Genomic DNA, 21,541 nt, shown 5'->3' with positions numbered 1-21,541 from the left:
CGGGAGTCGGGCGGGCACCAACGTACAGCGCACCGGGGGACTTGCCGCAAGAGTGTCGTCGGGTCGCAGAATTGCCGCCCGATGCCAATACCGGCAAAAAGGGGAGTTGCCAAGTGCGTGTGCTGTTATCGACGTATGGGTCGCGCGGGGATGTGGAACCGCTCGCGGCCCTGGCGGTGCGATTACGGGAACTGGGTGCGCAGGTGAGGGTCTGTGCGCCGCCGGACGAGATCTTCGCCGAGCTGCTGGCGAGGGTCGGGGTGGAGCTGGTCGGGGTCGGCAGGGCGCGGGTCGTGCTCACCGAGCCGTCGACGGAGCCGGAGACCTCGCAGCGGGTGACGGAGCTGGCCGCGCAGTTCGCCTCGGTCGCCGCAGCGGCCGAGGGGTGCGACGTCCTGCTGGCGACGGGGCTCGCGCACTTCTCCTCGCGGTCGGCGGCCGAGAAGCTCGGCATCCCCTATGTGTACGTGACGTTCTGCCCGTTCCTGCTGCGCTCGCCCTACCAGGCTCCTCCCGCGCTGCTGGCGGGCCAGTCCTTCCCCACCGGCGTGACCGACAACCGGGCGCTGTGGGACCTGAACTCCCGCACCATCACCGCGCTGCACGGCGGCGCGCTCAACGAGCACCGGTCCTCGGTCGGGCTGCCGCGGGTGGACGACGTCTACGAGTTCGTCTTCACCGACCGGCCGTGGCTGGCCTCGGACCCGCTTCTGGGTCCGTGGCAGGAGACGGCCGAGCTGGATGTGGTGCACACGGGCGCGTGGATCCTGCCGGACGAACGCCCGCTGGCGGACGACCTGCTGGCCTTCCTCGACGCGGGTACGCCCCCGGTCTTCGTCGGCTTCGGCAGCACGCGGGACCTCCCGGCGGACGCCGCCCGGGTGTCCATCGAGGCGATACGCGCGCACGGCCGCCGCGCGATCGTCGGCCGCGGCTGGGCGGAACTGGCCAGGATCGACGACGGGGACGACTGCTTCGCCGTCGGTGAGGTCAACCAGCAGGCGCTGTTCCGCAGGGTCGCCGCGGTGATGCACCACGGCGGCGCGGGCACCACGACGGCCGCCGCCCGGGCCGGCGCACCCCAGGTGGTGGTGCCGCAGGCGGTGGACCAGCCCTACTGGGCCGGCCGCGTCGCCGCCCTGGGCATCGGCGCCGCACATGACGATCCGACCCCGACCACCGGGTCCCTGACGGCCGCCCTGACGACGGCCCTCAGCCCCCGCACCCTCGCCCGCGCACGGGCCGTGGCCGGCCGCATCCGTACCGACGGAGCAGCCGAGGCCGCACAGCTCCTGCTCGACACCGCCACCCGCCAGAGGCCCCCGCTGACCGCATGACCCCGCACACCCCCGGCGTTCCTGCGCAGGTCCCGCCCGCACCCGCCGGGACCCCGGGAACGCCGGGGCACGCGGCCGCCCCCCGCCCGGCCGGTCGAGGGCCGTTCTCGGGCTCGGGAGCGCAGGGCCTAGCCTGAGGGGCGCAGGGCCATGACGCAGAGCTGGTGTGGGGAGGGCGGCGGGCGATGACGCCGCTGAGCGCCGAGGACCCGTCGTCCATAGGGGGGTACACCCTGCTCGGGCGGCTCGGGGCGGGCGGCATGGGGGTGGTGTACCTGGGGGTCTCGGCTTCGGGGCGGCAGGTCGCGGTCAAGTTCGTGCGCGGCTCGTACGCCGAGGACGAGGAGTTCCGCGGGCGGTTCCGGCAGGAGGTCGCGGCTGCGCGGCGGGTGAGCGGGGCCTTCACGGCGCCGGTCGTGGACGGCGGCGGCGCTGGGCGGCGCCCCGTACGCCCTGTGCTCGGCCGGCACCGAGCCCGGCCAGGACGGCGTCGTCTACTTCGTCCGCTCCAACGGCTCGGTCACCGCGGTGTCGGCGGACAGCGGCAGGCAGCTGTGGCAGAAGGGCACGGACATGGAGAACCTGTCGGTGCCCGCGGTGTCGGCGGCGTACAAGCGGGTCTACTTCGCGAACCGCTTCGGGCGCCTGCTGGCCCTGGACAGCCGCACCGGGGCGGAGGTGTGGCGCACCCCCGCGCTGGACGACACGGGCGACAAGGCGACCGACATCCCGCCGAGCCTGCTGCTGGTCGGGGACGCCCTGGTGGCGACGGCCGGCGACACGGCCTTCTCCCGCAACCCGAACGGCCGGCCCGCCTCCTGACGGACCGGCCGCCGCGGTGGGACATTCAGCGAGGTCTTTGAGGTGGGTCCGGGAGCAGCCGCGGACCCTTATGTACAAACCAAGCACAAAGAAACCTCGGCCAGGAGCGGTAAGAAGCGCCCGTCTTCTGACGCTGATCTCCTGCGGGGCGGAAAAGCCGCCGCCGCACGACTCGGACGACAGGAGAACCCGATGCCCGACCTGCTGCACCCCGGTGACGCCTTCCCCGCGCTGACGCTCGACCTGCCCGGCGGCGGGACGGCCTCGGTGCCCGGCGACCTGGCAGGGCACTACGGGGTCGTGCTGTTCTACCGCGGCTCGTGGTGCCCGTACTGCAACGCCCAGCTCCGCGCCTTCGAGCGCGCCCGGGAGACCCTGGACGGGCTCGGCGTGAAGGTCGTCGCACTGTCGGTGGACGACGAGGACACGACCCGCGCGCTGGTGGAGCGGCTCAAGCTGACCTACCCCGTGGGCCACAGCGCCGACGCACGGGCCGTCGCCGCCCTGACCGGGGCCTTCGTCAACCCCGAGCCCGAGCACCTGCAGTCGACCGGCTTCGTGCTCGACCCGGAGGGCAGGGTCGTCGTCGGCGTCTACTCCAACGGCGCCATCGGGCGCCTGGTGCCCGAGGACGTCGCCGGGTTGGTCCGCTACGTCAGGGAGCACGCCGCGTAGGCTCGCAGCCATGGAACAGCGGGACCTCGCGGGGCCGCACCTCGACGCGGAGTCCGCCGCCTGGGTGGCCGCCCTGGGCGACGGTTCGCGGCGGACCCGCGAGGACGCCCAGGAGCGGCTGCACGGCCTGCTGCTGCGCATCGCCAGGAGCGAACTGCGCCGCCGCAGCACCGACACGCGGGTCACCGGCCCCGAGCTGGACGACCTCGCCCACCAGGCCGCGGCCGACGCGCTGCTCGCCGTCACCCGCAAGCTCGGGGACTTCCGGGGGGAGAGCCGCTTCACCACCTGGGCGTACCGCTTCGTGGTCCTAGAGGTGTCGGCCAAGCTGGGCCGGCACTTCTGGCGCCGCCCGACCGCGGTGCTGGACGCCGAGGACTGGGAGCGACTGCCCGACCGCCTGGGCCTGGACCCGGCGCAGGAGCCGCAGTGGCGCGAACTGGTGGACGCCCTGCGGCAGGGGGTGGACGAGGTGCTCACCGAGCACCAGCGCCGGGCCTTCGTCGCCGTCGTGGTCGACGGAGTGCCGCTGGACGCTCTGGTGGCGCGGTGGGACACCAACCGCAACGCGATCTACAAGACCGTCTCCGACGCACGCAGGAAGCTGCGGGCACACCTGGTCGCGGGCGGCCACCTGGACGGGAAGGCAGGGACGACGTGACAGAGCCATCCGAGGCGGCAGCGGCACGGATCGCCCGCCTGCTGGACACCGACCCCCGCGACGTGGGCTGCGAGGAGGCGATGGCCGTGCTGCACATCTACGTCGACCTGGTCGCGGCCGGCGGCGGGGCGGCGGCGCGCTACCCGGGGGTGGCGGCCCACCTGCGGGCCTGCGGCCCGTGCACGGAGGACTTCGAGGGCCTGCTGGCCGCGGTCGGCATGTGACGGGACGGGCGGAAGGAGCGAGGCGACAGCCCAGCCGCACGGCCCCGCCCGGAAATGCGTTGCCGGCCGGGGCGGGCTGGGGAAGGGTGGCCGGATGAGCGCCGACGACGAAGCACGCAGGGCAGCCCACGGCGTGAGCGACCTCTTCTCCGGCGAGCGGCTGATCGCCGTACCGCGCCGCCCCGCCCGGCGCGTGCAGCTGCTCGGCTATCTCGCGGCCCGGCTGTTCACGGGCGGCCGGGTCTACACCGAGCGCGAGGTGAACGAGGCCATCGCCACCGTGCACGAGGACACCTCCGCGCTGCGCCGGTATCTGGTCGAGGAGGGCTTCCTCGGCCGCACCCGCGACGGCTCGGTCTACCAGCGCCTGCGCTGACGCCCGCACGTTCACCTGCCGTCGGCCGCACCGGAGCCCTGGCCTGCGGCGGAAGCGCATGGCAGGGTGGCCCGATGACGTCGCAGACGCTGGACTGGGCGGGGCTGGCCGCCGCCGGTTTCGCCTATCCGGACGGGGCGGAAGCGGGGCGGGTCGCCGGGGAGTTGGCGGTGGCGCTGGTCTCGGCCGACCCCGTCGTACGGGACGAGTACGGCTACACCGCCGCCGCCGGCTGGATCCGGGCGGGGCACCTGGACGAGGTGCTGGTCGCGGTGGGGGACGCGGCGGCCGGGCGCTTCCGCCACCCCGAGGTGCAGGCCCGCACGTTCGCGCCGCTGGTGCTCACGTGCGTACTGGCCCGCGCCTCGCAGCTGCCGGGCGCCGTACCGGAGGCGGCGGTGCTGCGCTGGTACGACGGCTTCGCCGGCTGGTACCCGCGGGAGTCCGACACCCGCGGCTGGGACGACGCCCTGGGCTGGCTGCACGCCGTCGCGCACGGCGCCGACGCCGCCGCGGCCTTCGCGCAAGCGCTGCCCGACAGCCGCACCGACCTGCTGGAGCTGTGCGCACGGCGGATGACGGCACGGGACACCGACCACCGCTACGTGCAGGTCGAGGACGCCCGGCTGGCCGCGGCCGTGACCCGCATCCTGCTCGCGCCGGGGCTCACCGCCGGGCAGGCGACGGGCTGGCTGGACACGGTGGCAGCGGCCTTCGAGGGCAGCGGCCCCGGCGCCGTCCCCGCGTGGGCCTTCAACACCTTCGCCACGTTGCAGTCGCTGCACCTGCACCTGACCCGGGGCCTGGCCGACGGCGGCGTCCCGCCGCACGCCGGTGCCGTGGCCGCGAGGGCCGCCGAGATCCTCCGCATGCCCTACCACTGGCTCGGCTGAGCCGGGGGCCGGCGGTCAGGCTCCGGCCTGCAGGCGCAGGCCCGCCAGGGTGAGGTCCAGCGCGGAGCGGAACTGGTCGACGTCGTCGTGGCCGTCGAACTCGTCGACGATCTCGTGCACGAACGGGAAGTCGCCGGGGTCGAGTTCCCGCCAGGCCTGGGCGTAGCGGCCGAGGAACTCGTCGCGGTCCACGGCGCCGTCGAGCACTTCCTTGGGCGGTTCCTGCCCCATGTCGACGGCGGAGCCGACGACGACCCCCACGATCGCGGACACCGCGTGGAAGCGCTGGCGCGCGCTGAGGTCGAGCCGCAGGGTCTGCTGCCCGAGCCGCTCGTACAGGCGCAGCGAGTTGCCCTGCACGTCGGTGTTGCGCATGAAGTAGGCGCCCAGCCAGGGCCGGTCCACGATGGCGTCGAAGAGCGTGAGCGCCATCGCGCGCAGGTCGTCCACCGGGTCGTCGCCGCCCGGGAGCGCCTCGATGTCGGCGAGCACCTTGCCGATCACGTGGTCGGTGGCGCGGTCGAGCAGCTCCTCCTTGTTCGCGACGTACCAGTAGATGCTGGCGACGCCGCCGCCGAGGCGCTGGGCGAGCGCCCGGAAGGTCAGTGCGTGCGCACCGGCCTCGTCCAGCAGGGCGACCGCCTCGGTGAGCACGGACTCCATCGAGTGCGAAGCCCGCCGGCGTCCCTGACCGGGGCGGTGCTGCAGGTGTGCCATGGCTCACATCCCCTCGCGTCTTGCCTCGTATCGAACGTTGTTCTATCGTACTCTATCGTACGTTGTTCGATAGCCGAACGTCGTTCGATTGATGGGAGGACTGCCATGACCACCGCCACCGCCCCGCCCCAAGCCCCGTCACGCACCTACGCGTCTTTGCGGGCGGCCTGGATTCCGCTGGCCGCCCTCTGCCTGGCCTTCTTCGTCGAGATGGTCGACAACACACTCCTGTCGATCGCGCTGCCCACCATCGGCCGCGACCTCGGCTCCGGCACCACCGCGCTGCAGTGGGTCACCGGCGCCTACTCGCTGACCTTCGGCGGCCTGCTGCTCACCGCGGGGTCGATGGCCGACCGGCTCGGCCGCCGCCGGGTGCTGCTGGTCGGGCTCGCCGTCTTCGGCGCGCTCAGCCTGTGCGTGGTCGCCGTGACCACGACCGGCGAGCTGATCGCCCTGCGCGCCGCACTCGGCGTGGCCGCCGCGGCCATGGCCCCGATCACGAACTCGCTGGTCTTCCGGCTCTTCGACGACAAGGCACTGCGGATGCGCGCCATGACGGTGATGATCATCGTCGGCATGTCCGGCTTCGTCCTGGGGCCGCTGCTCGGCGGCACCGCGCTGGCCCACGTGCGCTGGGAGTGGCTGCTGGTCGTCAACGCGCCGATCGCGGTCGTCGCCTGCATCGGCGTCCGGCTCGGCGTCCCCGCCGACCGCCCCGAGGACCTGACCAAGGACCGGCTCGACCTGCCGGGCGCGGTCCTGAGCGTGACCGCCATCGGCCTCGCGTGCTACTCGCTGACCAGCGGCGTCGACCGCGGCTGGCTCTCCGCGGTCACCCTCGCCTCGGTCGCGGGCGCCGTCGCGGCGGCCTTCGCCTTCGTCCGGCACGAGCGGCGCACCGCGGCGCCCATGCTGGACCTCGGCCTGTTCTCCGACGGCACCGTCCGCGGCGCCGCCATCGCACAGATCGGCACCTCCATCGCGATGGCCAGCGTGATGTTCGGGCTGATCCTGCACTTCCAGTACGCCTACGGCTGGAGCCCGGTGCGGGCGGGCCTGGCCAACCTGCCGATCATCGTGACGATGCTCGGTGCGACGCCCCTGTCGGAGTGGCTCGCCCGGCGCTTCGGCCACCGGGTGGCGTGCCTGGTCGGCGCGGTCTGCCTGGCCGGCTCGCTGGCGGGCCTGGCCTGGGGCGTCGACCACGGCTACGCGGCCATCGCGGTGTGCATGGTCCTGATGACCGTGGGGCTGCGCACCGTGATGACGATCTGCGCGGTCGCGCTGGTCGACGCGATGCCGGCCAACCGCACCTCGATCGGCGCGGCACTCAACGACACCGCCCAGGAGGTCGGCTCCAGCGTCGGCACCGCCGTGGTCGGCACGCTGATCGCCGCCCTGGTCACCACCCGGCTGCCGGCCGGTACCTGGAGCGGCGATCTCGTCGCGTCGTTCTTCCACGGCGAGCGGATCACCTACGCCGTGCTCGCCGTCGTCGTCGGCCTGATCGCGGCGGGCGGCGCGCTGAGCCTGACCGACTCCCGCACCGTCGAGGAGCCCGCCGCGGAGGGTCAGCCGAGCTGAACCACCGCCGGTGCGTCACCTCCCGAGGCGGCGTCGGCCAAGGGCAGCGCCGACTGGCAGAGCCGGACGTCGCTGACCTGGCCGTTGGCGTACTCGCCGTAGGCGCGTGGGTGGCGGTGCCGCTGACCGTGCCGAGGGAGGCCGGGCGCCGAAGACGTACTGCGGTGGCGAGACCATCGCGTCGGACTGGACGCAGGGGTATTCGACGAGCTGCCCCGGCGGTGTCGACCTGCTCGGTCGACGCCGGGGCGTCCGGAACCGACACCGCGGGCGACCACGCGGACGACGGAGCCGCGGCCCACGGCGAAGGCGGCCAGAGAGCCGTCGACCCGCGCGACCGGCACCACGGCAACCGGTACACGGCGGCCGGGGAGGGCTTCCGGCTGACCCGCGACGGGTGGATCTGCGAACTCGAACTCCCCCTGGACTTCGACCTGCTCGCCCGCGAGGTGGCCTTCCCGCCCGTCGTGAAGGCCGATCCGTCCCACGACGGCATCCTCGACCAGGGCACCTGGTGCCTGATCTCCGGCCCGGGCGAGCGGGCAGGCAGCATCGTGATGCCCCACCGGACCGACTGAGCAGCCTGCGGGGCCCGCACGCCGGGCCCCGCACCGCTGTCAGTGGTGGCCGAGGACCCCGTGCGGGCGGTACAGCGCTTCGAGCGGGGCCGTCTGGTCGGGGGTGAGGGCCAGGTCGAGGGACGCGATCGCGTCCTCGACGTGGTGGGGCTTGGTCGCGCCGACGATCGGGGCGGTCACCGACGGGCGGGACATCAGCCAGGACAGGGCGACCCGGGCCGGGGGGACGTCCAGGCGGGCGGCCAGGGCGCGGACGGCGTCGACGATGTCGAAGTCGGCGTCGCCGTACATCTCGTCGGCCAGGGGGTCGTCGCCGGAGCGGGTGGTGATGCCGCGGCCGGCGCGTTCGCGGGTGCCGGTCAGCAGGCCGCGGGCCAGCGGGCTGTAGGGGAGGACGCCGACTCCCTGGTCGGCGCACAGCGGGATCATCTCCCGCTCCTCCTCGCGGTAGAGCAGGTTGTAGTGGTTCTGCATGGTCACGAAGCGCGCCCAGCCGTTGGCGCGGGCGACCTCCTGGGCCTTGGCGAACTGCCAGGCGTACATGCTGGACGCGCCGATGTAGCGGGCCTTGCCCGAGCGGACGACGTCGTTGAGCGCCTCCATCGTCTCCTCGATCGGCGTGTCCTCGTCCCAGCGGTGGATCTGGTAGAGGTCGACGTAGTCCGTGCCGAGCCGGCGCAGCGAGGCGTCGACGGCGTCGAGGACGTGGCCGCGGGACAGGCCCCTGTCGTTGGGTCCCGCGCCCATCGGGAAGTACACCTTCGTCGCCAGGACGTAGTCCTCGCGACGCGGGAAGAGCGACTTCAGCAGGTCGCCGGTGACCCGCTCGCTGGCGCCCTGCGCGTACATGTCGGCGGTGTCGAAGAAGGTCACCCCCGCCTCGACGGCCCGCCGCACGATCGGCTCGGCGTCCTCCCGGCTCAGGTGCCAGTCCCGCCAGGACGGGTCGCCGGGGTCGGGCGGATTGCCGTAACTCATCATGCCCAGGCAGATCCGGGAGACCTTCAGACCCGTCGACCCCAGGTTCAGGTACTTCATGCGGTGTTCTCGCCTCTTCCGTGCTTGTCTTGGTGGAGGTCGACAATGGTCGCAAGCGCAGAGCACGGGGACCATGGCGAAAGGCGTGGCCGAGCGGGTGAATGCTTTACGGTTCACATCTCGGCGGGGGCTGCTGTTTGACGAAGGGGAAAGTGTGGACGCTGTGGACCGGGCCGTGCTCACCGAGCTGGACGCGAACCCGCGCATGCCGATGGCGGAACTCGCCCGCCGCGTCGAGGTGTCGGTGCCCACCGCACGCGAGCGGGTGCGGCGGCTGCAGGAGACCGGGGTGATCCGCGGCTACCGGCTGGACGTGGACCCTGCCGCGCTCGGCTACCCGGTCGCGGCCTTCGTACGGGTCCGGCCGGGTCCAGGGCAGCTGCCGCGGATCGCCGAGCTGGCGCGGAGCCTGCCGCAGGTCAGCGAGTGCCATCGCATCACAGGCGAGGACTGCTTCCTGCTGAAGGTCCACGCCACCGACCTCACCACCTTCGAGGAAGTGCTGGACCGCTTCCTGCTGTACGGGCAGACGACGACCTCGATCGTCCAGTCCACGCCCGTGCCGCCCAGGACACCGGGGCTGTCCCCCGGCTGAGGTCAGCCCTGTACCGCCCCGGCCACCGCCTCCAGGAAGCGGATCGGGCGCAGCAGGTCGTCGTACGCCAGCGGCGGCCTGCCCGTGCGGGCCATCGTGAGGAAGGCTTCCAGGCCCGGGACGACGTACTGCCCGCCGACGGTCAGGGTGCGCTGGGCGACGGCCTCACGGGAGACGACCATGGCGTGGAAGGGGATCTGACCCGTCTCGGTGGGCGGCACCAGGTTGACCACGACGCGGGTGCTGCCCGCGAGGGCCGTGGCCGTGACGGCCGCCCCCGAGCACTCGACGCGGATGTCGCCGAGCGGCCCGGGGGCCAGCCGCAGTGCCGTGTCCACCGGGTGGATGCCGTAGTAGAAGACGCCGCCGTAGGGGCCGCCGGGGTCGGCGGGGCCTGAGGCGACGACGATCTGCGCCGCCCCGTGGCCCGCCGCCTCGGCGGCGAGCGCGTCGGTGTCGGGCAGCCAGCGCACGGCCGAGTACGAGGTCAGCGGCGCCTCGTGCTCCCGGGCGGCGGCGACGACCGCCTCCGCGTCGGCCACCGTGCACGCCAGCGGCTTGTCCACGAAGACCGGCAGCCCCTCCCGGAGGAAGGGCACGGTGTGCGCGCGGTGCGCGCCGCCGTCCCGGTCGGCGACGACGACCGCGTCGACCAGGCCGAGCAGGTCGCCGGGTGCGTCGACCAGCCGCTCGATCCCGCCCCGGGCGCGCAGCAGTTCGTTGCGCTCCGAGGCGCCGCCGCTGAGCGCCACGACCCGGGCGTCACCGCCGAGCGCCCTGACGTTGAGGTGCTCGACGATGTGGTCGACGTGGCTGTTGTGCGTCCCGACGATGCCGATGCGCATGTCCCTCTGCTCTCCCCCGCTTCCCGACGCTTCCCGATGCTTCCCGACGCTTCCCGCTGCTCTCCGCCGGGCCGGGTCTTCCGCCTTCCGCCTTCCGCGGTGTCAGGAGCCGGTGGCGATCCAGCTGACCGACGTGGCCGTGGTGTCGGAGCGGGTCAGCCAGATGTCGGTCTGGGCCGCCGACCGGGTGCCGATGCCCACACCCGTGACCGCGTTGCCCGGCAGGGTCGTGTTGGCCGTGGCGACGACGACGGGGGTCGTGGTGAACACGCCGTCCGGGAAGCCGACCGTGACCTTGGTGGGAGTGTAGGCGGCGCTCGGGGTGATGACGACCGTCCCTCCGAGCGTGACCACCGACCGGCCGACGGGCGCCCCGTCCACGTAGTTGTCGCCGCTCGCGGTGGGGCTGGTGCCTGCGTAGTCCTGGAAGACGACGGCCTGCCCCTGCGGGGCGGACAGGGCGATTTTGCAGGTGGTGGTGTCGCTGTCGACGGCCAGCCAGTTCGTGGCGACCAGGCCGCTGCCCGCGGTTCCGGGGACGTTGCTGGCGCAGTCGTTCTGCGAGATGACGGTCCGGTCGACGTCCCGGCAGGCGAAGGCGTGGCTGAACGACGTACCCATGACCTTGTTGCCGGTGAGCAGGCACGCGGCTGCTCCGTTGAGCCGGATCGCGGAGGTGACCTCCGAGTACACCCGGTTGTCCTTGACGGCGACCGACTCGACGGCGTACTTCGCGCCCGCGGAGCTCTCGCCGATCTGGATGCAGTGGTTCGCCGCGGTCTGGACCTTGATGACCTCGTTGTCCGCGACGCTGCCGACCAGGCATGCCGCGAGGTAGATGCCGTTGGAGGCCGACCCGTAGATCTGGTTGCCGTCGATGTCGACGTAGGACCAGCTGCCGCTGCTGACCCCGCCGTCCGAGGTGACGGGGTCGACGCGGATGCCGCCGCGGCCGGCGTCCTTGACGATGTTGTTGCGGATGACCAGCCGGGCACCGGACACGCTCGGTCCCAGTCCCGCGTAGATGCCGTGGCCCTTCGGGCTCTGGATGAGGTTGCCCTCGATGACCGACTCGGACCAGGAGTAGGCGTGGATCGCCGAGTCCAGGACCGAGTCGGCGACGTTGTCGAGTACGCGGATACGGCTGTGCGCCGACGTCCCCTGCGTGTGGCAGTCCACCAGCCGCCCCCACGGACCGGACTCCCCCGGTATCGGCGAGGGACCCGCGTAGCAGCTCTGGACGGTGATGTCGTCGCACGGGTTCGCGTCGCCCGACTCGGTGCCGCTGTCGATCTGGATCGGGCCGCGCGGGAAGGTGCTGCTGCCCTGCTCGTAGCCCTCGAACCGGCAGTTCTCGACCCGCATGTGCTGGACGCCCTGGATGTCGATCGCGTGGTAGGAGGCGATGTTGCGGACGGTGACGTCACGGAAGACGTAGTTGCTGCCGTGGTTGACCGTGAAGCCCTGGGTCGCGGTGGCCTTCCCGTCCCAGGTGCCGCCGGCCACGGTGATGTTCTCATGGTCTTTGTAGCCGTTGTAGCTGCCGTAGCCGCCGTCGCCCGAGTCGTTCATCAGCGTCGCCGTCTTGCCGTCGCCCATGAACACGTACGCGCCGTAGGCGACGACCGTGGTGCCGGAGAAGACGGACAACGTGCCCGTCAGCTTGTACCGGAACCCGCCGGGGATGAGCACGATCCCGCCGTTCGCGTCGCGTGCGGCGTTCAGCGCGCCCTGGATCGCGGCGGTGTCGTCGTGCGTCCCGTCGCCGACCGCCCCATAGTCGAAGGGGTTGAGCAGCCCGGCCTGGGCGCCGGTCGCGGCGGCGGCGCTCTGCTCGCCCAGAGTGCCGAGCACCCCGACCCCGGCGGCGGTGGCGAGCCCGCCCCGCCACAGCATGCCGCGCCTGCTCAGCCCTTCCTCCTTCCCGCCCCTGGTCGGGATGTCGCTCTTCGAGTTGTCCTGACGACGAATCACTCCGTACTCCTCCCCCTGCCAAGCCTTGTCGCCGCGCAACACACCACCGACGCCGATGTGCCGGGCGGACTCGTCCATCCGCACCACCTCCCTTCCCTCCCGGCCCCCCGCCCGACCCCCGTCGGCGCAAAACCGCCACCGCCAGGCCCCGGGCGCCCTGGATCCACGAGGCCCCGTAGCGGGCTACGAGTGGGGTCCTGCGCGGCGACGCGCGGCACCGGCTGCGTCTCGATGGACAGGATCACCACATGGTCGTGCCGCACGTGGTTGTGCCTCCCGTCGCGCCCGGTCGGCGGTGACGATCTCCCGGCCGCGCTGCCAGGTGGTCATGACGGTGAAGGCGGTGAGGCCGATCAGCAGCGGCAGCCAGGCGCCGTGGATGAGCTTGGTCATGTTGGCGGCGACGAAGAGCAGGTCGACGGTGAGCAGGACGGCCGCCCCCGCCGACAGCAGCCACACCGGTGTGCCCCACTTGGCGCGGGCGATGTAGAAGAACAGCAGCGTGGTGATGGTGATCGTGCCGGTGACCGCCATGCCGAAGGCGAAGGCGAGGGCGGTCGAGCTGCGGAAGGCGAAGACCAGGGTCAGGACCGAGGCCATCAGCAGCCAGTTGATCCACGGGACGTAGATCTGCCCGATGGTGGACCCCGAGGTGTGGGCGATCCGCAGCCGCGGCAGGTAGCCGAGCTGGGCGGCCTGCGAGGCGACCGAGTACGCCCCAGTGATCACCGCCTGGGACGCGATCACGGTGGCGGCCGTGGCCAGCACGACCATCGGCAGCCGCCTGTGGTGCGGCACGAGCAGCAGCCGCACTTCGAGGTCGGCGATGCGGTGCCTGCGGTCCAGCAGGGCGTCGCCGATCAGGTCCTCCTGGTCGGTGGCGCGGCGGGCCTCGCGGTCGGCGTCGGCCAGCTGCCGCTGCAGGACCTGCACCCCGTCGGCCGGGGGGACGCCGGCCTGCACGGCGCGGCGGTAAACAGACTGGCGGCGCGCAACACCGTTGCAGGCCGCAACGGGCGCCGCAGCACCGGAAAGGCAACACCCCCGCCCCTCGGGCAACACCCCGCACCGCAGCCGCCCCCGTCCGGTCCGTGAGACGCCGGTCCCGGCCGGTGGCGTGCGGCATGCGGGGCGTGCGCCGCCGTGCGACGGTGACCTGGGAGGACGTGCGCGCCAGGCGCCCCGGAGAGGACCTCGCCATGAGAGCACTGGAGACGATCGGCTTCTCGCTCGTGGTGATCGCGTTCAGCGTCGCCACGCTGCTGTTCATGATGGGCGGGCTGAAATACCACCGCGAGGAATAGCCCTGCACCACCGCGCTGACCTGGTGTTACTCTCACGCTCACATGACTTCCGGGGGGGAGATCCGCACTGTGAGCCAGCGCGCCCGCGCCACGTCCAGAACGACGGCCAGAACGACGGCCGGAACCTCGTACCGAGCCGCATCCCGAGCCACTTCCAAGGCCGTCCTGGCGGGATGTGTCGCGCTCGCCATCGGCGCCACCCTGTCGTCCGCACCGGCGGCGACGGCGGACACCGGCGCCGCGCCGGGGCCGTCCGAGATCAAGGTGATCCCGCCGGACGACCCGGCGGTGCCGCCGTCCGACAGCGTGCTGGCCGCAGGGACGAGCGGCTATGTCCACCTGCGCCAGGGGGCGACGGACCCGGTGTGGACGGATTACGCCACCGGTAGCGACCGCAGCCTGCCGGCACTGGCCGGGATCTTCACCGGATATATCGCGTCGGCCGGCGGCGACGCCTTCTACCAGCGGAACCTCTCTGCAAATGTGCTCAAGGTCGGGTCGCCCGACCGGGATGCGCTGACCACTTACCAACTCCCCGCCGGGTTCACCACCACGGGTGTGGCAGAGAACGGCACCAGGGCGCTGGTCCTGAAGCGCGTGACCTCGACCGCCCCTGCCCAAGTGGAGGTGCTCGACCTGGGGGCGGACGGCAGCGTCACCCCGGTGCCGGTCACCGGACTGCCTGAGGGCGCGGTGATCTCCCAAGTGCACACAGGCATCAACGACGGCGCACGGCACGCGCTCGTCAGGTACCAGGTGGCTGCGGGGGCTGCGACGCAGTACGCCCTGGTCGACCTCGACACCGGCGCGGCGACCACGATCCCGTGGCTGAACACCGGCGCGCAGATGCTGCTGACACCTTCCGACGTCGCCTGGGTCGTGCACGACGAAACCACATCCACCGGGGTGGTGAGCATGCTGCCGGTGAGCGCCGTCCTCGACGGAACCGCCGCCGCCGCAGCCCCTGCCACGGTGACGGTCCCCGAGCCCTCGGGTGTGACCACGACCTACCGGCCGGTCGGAGACCACCTGCTGGCCGGAACCGCCCGATACGGCACGTCGACCGCTCCCAACACCCTCGTCGACCACCCCTTCGGCGGCGGTGACCCCACGACCCTGATGGGCGCCGACGTCAGCGGACCATTCTCGGTCTCCGACGGCTCGGTGCTGGCCGTCGGCGGGGCGGACGACACGGTGTCGCAGGTGCACCGCTACACGCTCGCGGCGGACGGCACCCTGGACGACGCCACCGTCCTCGACCTGCCGCCGCTGCCGTCGAGCAACGCCGGGCTCTCGCTGGACCACGGATACCTGCGGCACGTGCAGAACATCCCGGTCACCGGAATCCAGTCGCCGGGCCAGGCCGTGTACAACTTCCCGATCGCACCCGGCACGGACGCCACGTCGGGTGCGCAGCCGTTCGGCAGCCCGCACCCCTCTTCCCTGCCCGCCACGGTACTTCCCTGCGAGGCCGGCAAAAGCTGCATCCGCATCGTCCCCGGCAACTGGTACGGAACGTCCTATCTGACCGCCGGCACGAGCGGGAACAGCGAGATCCACAGCGGGCAGCAGACCGACATACTGCCCTTCACCGGCGGGCGGATCGTCGATGTGTCGATGAACTACGCCGTGGTCGAGAGTGCGACCACCCAGTACGTGATCTACACCACCCACGAAGAGACCGTCAGAACCGGACCGGTCACCGGGGCCGCCTTGTGGGACAACACACTGTGGCAGGCCTCCACCACCGCGACCGCGGGCACGGTCAGCGCCTTCGACCTGCACTCCGCCACCCCGGCCAAGGCCGTCCGCACCCTCACGACCGGGGCCGCCTGCCGTCCGACCGAACTCCAGGTCTCGCAGCACTGGTTGTACTGGTCCTGCGGGACCACCGGACAGGTGGGTGTCTACGACCTCACCAGCGGCCGGAAGATCACCGTGCCCCCGGGGCAGGCGCTGCTCGGCGACGGCTACCTCGTCCAGCATGACGCCGCCGCGGGCCAGTTGGTCATGGTCGACTTCCACTCGGGCACCGCGGCCAAGCCGCAGACCCTCGCCGACCTGCCCGACTCCGGGCTCACCGACGACCGCGGCATCACCTTCGCCGTCGACCGCCACGGTTCGGACCTCGCCTACGTGGCGGCCGACCGGACCGTGCACGTCGTGGCCTCGGGCGTGCCGGCCTCCCCGCCGACCGCGCTCGCGCCGACGGGCGAGAGCGAGATCCAGCCGAAGTCCACGTCCGGGCAGCTGAACACCTTCTACGCCTACATCTCCCTCTCCCGTCCCGTGGACGGCTGGAAGCTGACCATCAGCGACGCCGCCACCGGAAAGGCCGCCGCCACCTTCACCGGCGGACCGGTGAACGAGATCGTGAACGTCCACTGGAACGGCCGCCTTCCCAGCGGCGCCCTCGCCCAGAGCGGCCCCTACAAGTGGGCGCTCACCGCGACCCTTGACGGCACGAGCACCGCCGTCCAGGGCGCCTCGGGCCAGGTGCTGGTGATGTGCGGGGCGCTGCGCTTCCGCAGTTACGACTGCAGCACCGGCCAGCAGGCCATGCTGGGCATCAAGCGCACCTCCAACGGCTACGAGGGCCACTGGTGGGCTGCCACCGCCAACGGGCGGCTGACGGACGGCGGTTGGACCGACATCTGGGCGCCCGGCACCCGCGCGGGCCAGACCTCCGCGATCGTGCCGTTCGGCGACATCAACAGCGACGACCAGGGCGACGTGCTCGCCCGGGACCCCTCGGGCGTCCTCACCGCCTACCTGGGCATCGGCCAGGCGTACTTCAACACCGACGAGCCCAGCGTCGAGCACGTGCGCATCGGCGCCGGCTGGAACATCTACAGGTCCCTGCTGTCCGCCGGCGACCTCAACGGCGACGGGCACGACGACCTCGTGGCCGAGGACACCGCGGGCGTGCTGTGGTTCTACGCGGGCACCGGCAAGTCGACGCTGAAGTCGCGGGTGCGGATCGGTGCGGGCTGGAACATCTACACCAAGCTCGTCGCGGTCGGCGACCTCACCGGTGACGGTGCGGGCGACCTGGTCGCCGTGGACGCGGCGGGCGCGATGTGGCGCTACAGCGGCGACAAGCACGGCAGTTTCACCACCCGCGTGAAGATCGGTGCGGGCTGGAACATGTACAACACGCTCGTCGGCTTCGGCGACCTGAGCCACGACGGCCACAACGACCTCGTGGCCCGCGACCCGCAGGGCCGGCTGTGGCGCTACAACGGCACGGCGTCGGGCATCTTCAGCGGTGCCCGGGTCCAGATCGGCACCGGCTGGAACTCGTACGTCGGCCTGTACTGACGGCACCCGCGCCTGTCACTCTCAGCCCCGGGTCTCCGGCCCGGGGCTGAGGTGCGCCAGGACGGCGCGCGCCGCCTCGCCGACCGCGCGCCGGGCGTCGCCCGGGTCGTCGTACGTCTCGAAGCCGTGCCGGGCCGACGGGACGTCCACGATCCGTACGGGTACGCCGGCTTCGCCGGCCGCGGCGACGAAGTCCTCGACCGTCGCGGCGAATTCGGGGCTCTCGCGGCCCACCCGGGTCAGCACGACCGGCAGCCGGCCCGCGTCGCGTACCGTCCGCGCGGGCTGGAACCGCCGCTCGACACCCCAGCCGGGCATGGGGGCCAGCAGCGGGTACGTCAGCGCGACGCAGCGCAGCCAGGGCGGCGGGGCCGCCAGCCAGTCCGCCGAGAGCAGCCCGCCCGTGGACAGGAACCACAGGGCGACCCGGTCGCCGTCCACCCGCGGGTGCGCCCGTACGAGCGCCACCGCGTCCTGCACGTCCCGCGCCGCGCGGGCGAAGTCGGCGACGTCGTGCAGCCGGTGGTCCACGGTGACGCCGACCGCGCCGAGTTCCGCGGCGAGGCGGGCGTAGCCGCGGAAGGCGGGCCAGTCGCGCGGTGTCGGGCGGGCACCCTCCGGTACGGGGCCGCCGTGCACGAACACCACCGCGGGGCGCGGGACTTCGTCCCCCTCGGGCAGGTGGAGGTCGACGCGGCCGACCCGTTCGCGCGGGTGCTCGGGCACGTCGATGAGGAACGGCCGCAGATGCACGGGCGGTTCTGCCGCGGACGGCCCGCGCGCCGCGGTCCCCTCGCCCGCGGCGGCACGCAGCAGGAGCCGGGCCGTCGCCGCCGGCTCCGACAGCATCGGCCAGTGGCCGGTGGCCAGTTCGAGGTAGCTCATGTGCGGGGCGGCGAGGTAGCGGAAGCGGGGGTCGCCGAGTGCCAGCACCTGTTCGACCATCGCCAGGCTGGACCCGTTCGCCGTGCACAGCACGCCGGTCACCGGCACCGCGCCGGACGCGGCCGCCCGCTTCAGCTCCAGCGGCTGCGCCAGCGTCCGCCACGGCTGGGGTACGGCCCGCCCGGCCAACTCGGCCGCCACTGCAGGGCCGAGGCCCTCGAAGCTGCCGAAGGTGCGCCACCCTTCGTCCGTCGGGGGCGCCAACTCCCCCTGTTCTGGGCCGTCTTCCGCGATGCGCAGCAGCAGCTCCCCGCGCAGCCCCTGCGCCGGGACGAGGGCGGCCGGGGTGTCGCCGTCCTGCGGCATCGGGGTGTCCACCAGGACGATGCGCGCGACGCGCTCCGGCCGCCGGTCGGCAGCGCCCAGCACCGGGTGCACGCCGTAGCAGTGGCCGACCAGCACCACGTCGTCGGCCTGCGCCGCGTCCACCGCCCGCAGCACGTCCGCGATGTGCGCCTCCAGTTCGGCGCCGGCTCCCTTTTCGTTCTCCCCGCCCATGCCGGTGAGCGTCAGCGCGTACGCCTCCGCCCCGGCCTCGCGCAGCCGTCCCGCCACGTCCTGCCAGACCCACCCGCCGGTGTGCAGGCCCGGCACCAGGATGAACGCCGTACCAGCCGCCATGGCTGTCCCCTCTCCGCTCTGCTCGCCGTCGGCGCGTTCCGCCCGCGCCGCGGTCCGCCGGTACCGTAGGAACTCCCCCGGAGGGAGGTTCAAGCCATGCCGCCAGAGCACCTGTGGAGCATCGGCGAACTGGCCGGGCAGGCCGGTGTCACCGTCAAGACCGTGCGGTTCTACTCCGACCGCGGCCTGCTGCCCGAGGCGCACCGCAGCGCGGGCGGCCACCGCAGATACGGGCCGGAGTCGCTGGACCGGCTGCGGACGATCCGCTCGCTGCGCGCACTCGGGCTCGGGCTGCCCGACGTCGCCCGGGTCCTGCGCGAGGACGAACCCACCGGCGGCGGCGCCTGGGAGGACGCCGTCGCCGGGCGGCTGCGCGAGGTCGGTTCGCGGCTCGCCGCCCTGCGCTGGCAGCAGACCGCCCTGCAACTCCTGCACGAGTGCGGCCCCGAGGAGCGGGCGGAACGCCTGCGGCTGCTCGGCGCGGTGTGCGCGACCGGGGCGCCGCCCAGCACCGCCGCCATGGCCCGCTTCTGGCGGCGCTGGCTGCCCCCGCGGATGCCCGCGCGCAGCGTCGCACGCGTCCTGGAGCTGGCGGTGCCGCAGCCGCCCGACGACCCGACGCCCACACAGGCCCTCGCCTTCGCCCGGCTGCACGCCTTCGTGTCCGCTGACTGCTCCGGCCGCACCGGCAGCGGGCAGCCCGCGGCGCACCGCACGGACGCGGGGCACCGGCCGGCCGTCCTGTACCAGGGCCTGGAGGAGGCGTACGCGCTTGCCGCGCCGCACCTGCGGGCCGGACGGGCTCCGCAGCCGGGCGAGGCGCTCGACTGCTTCGTCGCCGCGTACGCGACCTCCCAGCAGGTCCGCGACACCCCCGCCTTCCGCCACGGCCTGGCTGCCGTACTGGCCGCCGACCCCCGCATCGACCACTACTGGGACCTGGTCACCCGCGTCACCGGCCCGTCCCACCCCACCCCCGGCGCCTCCCACGCCTGGCTGACGACGGCACTGGCGTGAGGGCCACGCGGTCGTGAGAACCTCTCACCGGCGTGACAGGTGCTCAGCGGCGTACAGCCGCTCACGGGCGTGACAGCCTCTCACGGACGTGAGGTCCGCTCACTGCCGTGAGGTGCGCTCACTCGCGGTAGAAACCCTCGTCCGTCTCATCCGGCTCCTGCGGGGCGTACTGGCGCAACTGCCCGTCGCGGAGCATCCACAGGCGGAAGAAGCCCTCTTCCTGGTCCATCGTCATCAGCTGCACCACGTTCGGTTCGCGCCACGGCATCTGCGTGAAGCGGCGGCGCAGCGCCGGGAGGTCGGCGTTGTTCAACGCGCCCGCCCACACCTCGCATTCGGGCATCTTCCAGCCGCCCCACTCGTTGCCCTCCACGCTGGTGGTCAGCCGCAGGAAGCCCACCCCGAGGGCCTCGGCACCGAACAGCCGCGGGGCCTGGTCCCGCAGCCAGTCGTTGAAGGCCGCCATGTTCGCGTTGTCGGCCATGTCGACGGAGACCATCACGTTCGCCACCCAGCCCATGGTCACCGTTCTAGCAGAGGCGCGGGCGCAGACTGGGGGCATGGCGGAGATCAAGCGCAGTGCGGGTCTGCTTCTCTTCCGGCGCACCGGGAGCGGGGTGGAGGTGCTGCTCGGGCACATGGGCGGGCCGTTCTGGGCGCGCAAGGACGCCGGGGCGTGGACGGTGCCGAAGGGGGAGTACGAGGGCGGCGAGGCCGCCTGGGACGCGGCGCGGCGGGAATTCCGGGAGGAGTTGGGGCTGGCCGCGCCCGACGGGGAGCCGCTGCCGCTGGGCGAGGTGGTGCAGTCGGGCGGCAAGCACGTGACGGTGTGGGCGGTGGAGGGGGATCTCGATCCGGCGGGCGTCGTGCCCGGGACCTTCACGATGGAGTGGCCGCGCGGGTCCGGGCGCACCGCCGAGTTTCCCGAGCTGGACCGGGTGGCGTGGTTCGGGCTCGACGCGGCGCGGGAGGTCGTGGTCAGGGCGCAGGCGGAGTTCCTCGACCGCCTGGCGGCCCTGAGCTGACCAGCAGCAGGTCGCGCAGCGCGGTCGCCGCGGCCGACGGCTCGGCCGGGGTCAGCACGACCTGGTCCGCGGTGGTCGAGGGGCCGGTCAGCGGGATGACCCGCAGGCCCGGCGGCTGGTGGTCAAGCGCCGACGCGACGGTGATGCCGACGCCCGTGCCCGCGGCCACATGGGCGGCGATGGCGTGCACGCTGTCCGCGGTCCTGATGATGCGCAGGTCGGCCCCGCCGATGCGGAAAGCGGACAGCAGCCGGTCGCACAGTCCGCTGTTGATCTGGTGCGGCCAGGTCAGCAGGGCGGTCGTCGACAGCTCGGCCGCCGTCAGCGCGGTGTGCCCGGCCAGCGGGTGGTCCGCGGGCACGAGCGCCACGAACCGCTCGGTGGACAGGACCCTGGCGCGTACGCCCGAGACGCCCCCGGTCGCCCACCCGATGCCCAGCCCCACCGTCTCGGCCCGCAGCGCGCTGAGCTGGGCGGTGGTCGGCATGGCCTCCGGCACGATCGCCACGTCCGGGAAGCGCTCGCGCAGCTGCGGCAGGCAGCGCAGCAGCAGCTGGTCGCTGGTGTACTCGGCCTGCGCGACGACCAGGGTCGTGGGCGTGCCGTCGCCCGCGGCCAGGGAGCGGCCGCGCTGCTGGAAGCGGCGCATCTGCGCCAGGGTCGCGTGCGCGTCGGGCAGCATGGCCGCGCCCAGCTCGGTCAGCGACACCCGGCGGCTCGTACGGTGGAAGAGCCGCCCGCCCAGCGTGCTCTCCAGCCGCCGCACCGCGTCGCTGACCGTCGGCTGCCCCCGGTGCAGCCGCGCGGCCGCCCGCCCGAAGTGCAGTTCCTCGGCGACGGCGACGAAGGCCTCCAGCTCCATCCTGTCCACCACCCCAGGCTAACCCGATCGATCGGTGCGGCCGATCGCTGCGTGCCGAAGTTCGGCGTTGATGCGGCGCCGCGGGCGGGCTGTGATGGACGGAGCGGCCGGAACACCCCGCGCCGCC

The 21,541-nt window shown here is 73.0% G+C and carries 21 protein-coding genes and 1 pseudogene; 14 read left to right on the top strand and 8 right to left on the bottom strand.

Going from position 1 to position 21,541, the window contains the following annotated elements; genetic code table 11:
* Positions 1 to 113 precede the first annotated feature (113 nt).
* The 8 genes and pseudogenes from JT723_RS08545 (at position 114) to JT723_RS08515 (ending at position 4,988) form a co-directional block, all read left to right on the top strand.
* Positions 114 to 1,337, top strand: a complete 1,224-nt coding sequence (locus tag JT723_RS08545) for a glycosyltransferase (RefSeq protein WP_205043875.1) — start codon at positions 114 to 116, stop codon at positions 1,335 to 1,337.
* 185 nt (positions 1,338 to 1,522) lie between these two features.
* A pseudogene (locus JT723_RS34965) lies at positions 1,523 to 1,783 on the top strand (serine/threonine protein kinase); the annotation flags it as partial.
* A gap of 82 nt (positions 1,784 to 1,865) precedes the next feature.
* Positions 1,866 to 2,159 carry an outer membrane protein assembly factor BamB family protein gene (locus JT723_RS08540; protein WP_251513252.1) on the top strand — a complete coding sequence of 98 codons (294 nt, stop codon included), beginning with the start codon at positions 1,866 to 1,868 and terminating at the stop codon, positions 2,157 to 2,159.
* 192 nt (positions 2,160 to 2,351) lie between these two features.
* Positions 2,352 to 2,834: a peroxiredoxin family protein gene (locus JT723_RS08535; RefSeq protein WP_205043874.1), complete on the top strand. Its 483-nt coding sequence runs from the start codon at positions 2,352 to 2,354 to the stop codon at positions 2,832 to 2,834.
* A 10-nt stretch (positions 2,835 to 2,844) separates the two neighbouring features.
* The gene (locus JT723_RS08530) at positions 2,845 to 3,495 is read left to right on the top strand and encodes an RNA polymerase sigma factor (RefSeq protein WP_205043873.1); all 651 of its coding nucleotides are present in this window, start codon (positions 2,845 to 2,847) and stop codon (positions 3,493 to 3,495) included.
* Complete coding sequence (locus JT723_RS08525) at positions 3,492 to 3,719, top strand: hypothetical protein (RefSeq protein WP_205043872.1); 228 nt, start codon at positions 3,492 to 3,494, stop codon at positions 3,717 to 3,719. The genes JT723_RS08530 and JT723_RS08525 overlap by 4 nt, the downstream gene beginning before the upstream one ends.
* A gap of 94 nt (positions 3,720 to 3,813) precedes the next feature.
* Positions 3,814 to 4,095 (top strand): DUF2087 domain-containing protein, encoded by a 282-nt coding sequence (locus tag JT723_RS08520; protein ID WP_205043871.1) that lies wholly within the window; start codon positions 3,814 to 3,816, stop codon positions 4,093 to 4,095.
* A 74-nt stretch (positions 4,096 to 4,169) separates the two neighbouring features.
* Entirely contained in the window at positions 4,170 to 4,988 is an 819-nt protein-coding gene (locus tag JT723_RS08515) for a DUF2785 domain-containing protein (protein ID WP_205043870.1), read from the top strand.
* 15 nt (positions 4,989 to 5,003) lie between these two features.
* Here the strand turns inward: JT723_RS08515 and JT723_RS08510 are convergent, their stop codons facing one another.
* The gene (locus JT723_RS08510) at positions 5,004 to 5,651 is read right to left on the bottom strand and encodes a TetR/AcrR family transcriptional regulator (RefSeq protein ID WP_205044025.1); all 648 of its coding nucleotides are present in this window, start codon (positions 5,649 to 5,651) and stop codon (positions 5,004 to 5,006) included.
* 159 nt (positions 5,652 to 5,810) lie between these two features.
* Here JT723_RS08510 and JT723_RS08505 point away from each other — a divergent pair, with 159 nt between their 5' ends.
* On the top strand, positions 5,811 to 7,289 hold the full coding sequence (locus tag JT723_RS08505) for an MFS transporter (RefSeq protein ID WP_205043869.1): 1,479 nt from the start codon (positions 5,811 to 5,813) through the stop codon (positions 7,287 to 7,289).
* Between the two features lie 221 nt (positions 7,290 to 7,510).
* A complete protein-coding gene (locus JT723_RS08500) occupies positions 7,511 to 7,867 on the top strand; it encodes a hypothetical protein (RefSeq protein WP_205043868.1) in 357 nt (118 codons plus the stop codon).
* Positions 7,868 to 7,906: 39 nt separating this feature from the next.
* Here the strand turns inward: JT723_RS08500 and JT723_RS08495 are convergent, their stop codons facing one another.
* Positions 7,907 to 8,905, bottom strand: coding sequence for an aldo/keto reductase (locus JT723_RS08495; protein ID WP_205043867.1), 999 nt, complete (start codon positions 8,903 to 8,905; stop codon positions 7,907 to 7,909).
* Between the two features lie 154 nt (positions 8,906 to 9,059).
* Between JT723_RS08495 and JT723_RS08490 the strand changes: the two genes are divergently transcribed.
* The gene (locus tag JT723_RS08490; RefSeq protein ID WP_205043866.1) at positions 9,060 to 9,500 is read left to right on the top strand and encodes an Lrp/AsnC family transcriptional regulator; all 441 of its coding nucleotides are present in this window, start codon (positions 9,060 to 9,062) and stop codon (positions 9,498 to 9,500) included.
* A 2-nt stretch (positions 9,501 to 9,502) separates the two neighbouring features.
* Here the strand turns inward: JT723_RS08490 and JT723_RS08485 are convergent, their stop codons facing one another.
* The 3 genes from JT723_RS08485 to JT723_RS08475 all read right to left on the bottom strand — a co-directional run bounded on the left by JT723_RS08485 (position 9,503) and on the right by JT723_RS08475 (position 13,282).
* Complete coding sequence (locus tag JT723_RS08485; RefSeq protein ID WP_205043865.1) at positions 9,503 to 10,345, bottom strand: Gfo/Idh/MocA family oxidoreductase; 843 nt, start codon at positions 10,343 to 10,345, stop codon at positions 9,503 to 9,505.
* 102 nt (positions 10,346 to 10,447) lie between these two features.
* Positions 10,448 to 12,397 carry a right-handed parallel beta-helix repeat-containing protein gene (locus JT723_RS08480; RefSeq protein ID WP_240165264.1) on the bottom strand — a complete coding sequence of 650 codons (1,950 nt, stop codon included), beginning with the start codon at positions 12,395 to 12,397 and terminating at the stop codon, positions 10,448 to 10,450.
* A 105-nt stretch (positions 12,398 to 12,502) separates the two neighbouring features.
* Positions 12,503 to 13,282, bottom strand: coding sequence for a KUP/HAK/KT family potassium transporter (locus tag JT723_RS08475; protein WP_372441252.1), 780 nt, complete (start codon positions 13,280 to 13,282; stop codon positions 12,503 to 12,505).
* A 410-nt stretch (positions 13,283 to 13,692) separates the two neighbouring features.
* Between JT723_RS08475 and JT723_RS36085 the strand changes: the two genes are divergently transcribed.
* On the top strand, positions 13,693 to 16,944 hold the full coding sequence (locus tag JT723_RS36085) for an FG-GAP repeat domain-containing protein (protein WP_205043863.1): 3,252 nt from the start codon (positions 13,693 to 13,695) through the stop codon (positions 16,942 to 16,944).
* A 21-nt stretch (positions 16,945 to 16,965) separates the two neighbouring features.
* On the opposite strand, the gene JT723_RS08465 is transcribed toward JT723_RS36085, so the two are convergent.
* Positions 16,966 to 18,510, bottom strand: coding sequence for an alpha/beta hydrolase (locus JT723_RS08465; RefSeq protein WP_205043862.1), 1,545 nt, complete (start codon positions 18,508 to 18,510; stop codon positions 16,966 to 16,968).
* Positions 18,511 to 18,606: 96 nt separating this feature from the next.
* On the opposite strand from JT723_RS08465, the gene JT723_RS08460 reads away from it, so the two are divergent.
* Positions 18,607 to 19,527, top strand: coding sequence for a MerR family transcriptional regulator (locus JT723_RS08460; protein ID WP_205043861.1), 921 nt, complete (start codon positions 18,607 to 18,609; stop codon positions 19,525 to 19,527).
* Positions 19,528 to 19,645: 118 nt separating this feature from the next.
* Here the strand turns inward: JT723_RS08460 and JT723_RS08455 are convergent, their stop codons facing one another.
* Positions 19,646 to 20,047 carry a squamosa promoter-binding protein 15 gene (locus JT723_RS08455; RefSeq protein WP_205043860.1) on the bottom strand — a complete coding sequence of 134 codons (402 nt, stop codon included), beginning with the start codon at positions 20,045 to 20,047 and terminating at the stop codon, positions 19,646 to 19,648.
* Between the two features lie 40 nt (positions 20,048 to 20,087).
* On the opposite strand from JT723_RS08455, the gene JT723_RS08450 reads away from it, so the two are divergent.
* Entirely contained in the window at positions 20,088 to 20,552 is a 465-nt protein-coding gene (locus JT723_RS08450) for an NUDIX hydrolase (RefSeq protein ID WP_205043859.1), read from the top strand.
* Here JT723_RS08450 and JT723_RS08445 read toward each other — a convergent pair.
* Positions 20,506 to 21,414 (bottom strand): LysR family transcriptional regulator, encoded by a 909-nt coding sequence (locus tag JT723_RS08445; protein WP_240165317.1) that lies wholly within the window; start codon positions 21,412 to 21,414, stop codon positions 20,506 to 20,508. The two genes, JT723_RS08450 and JT723_RS08445, sit on opposite strands and share 47 nt — an antisense overlap.
* Between the last annotated feature and the right edge of the window lie 127 nt (positions 21,415 to 21,541).

Source organism: Actinacidiphila bryophytorum (genome assembly GCF_016916835.1).
Lineage (GTDB): Bacteria > Actinomycetota > Actinomycetes > Streptomycetales > Streptomycetaceae > Actinacidiphila > Actinacidiphila bryophytorum.
Note: the sequence above shows the minus strand (reverse complement) of the source record. Positions and strands in the feature narration are given on the sequence as shown.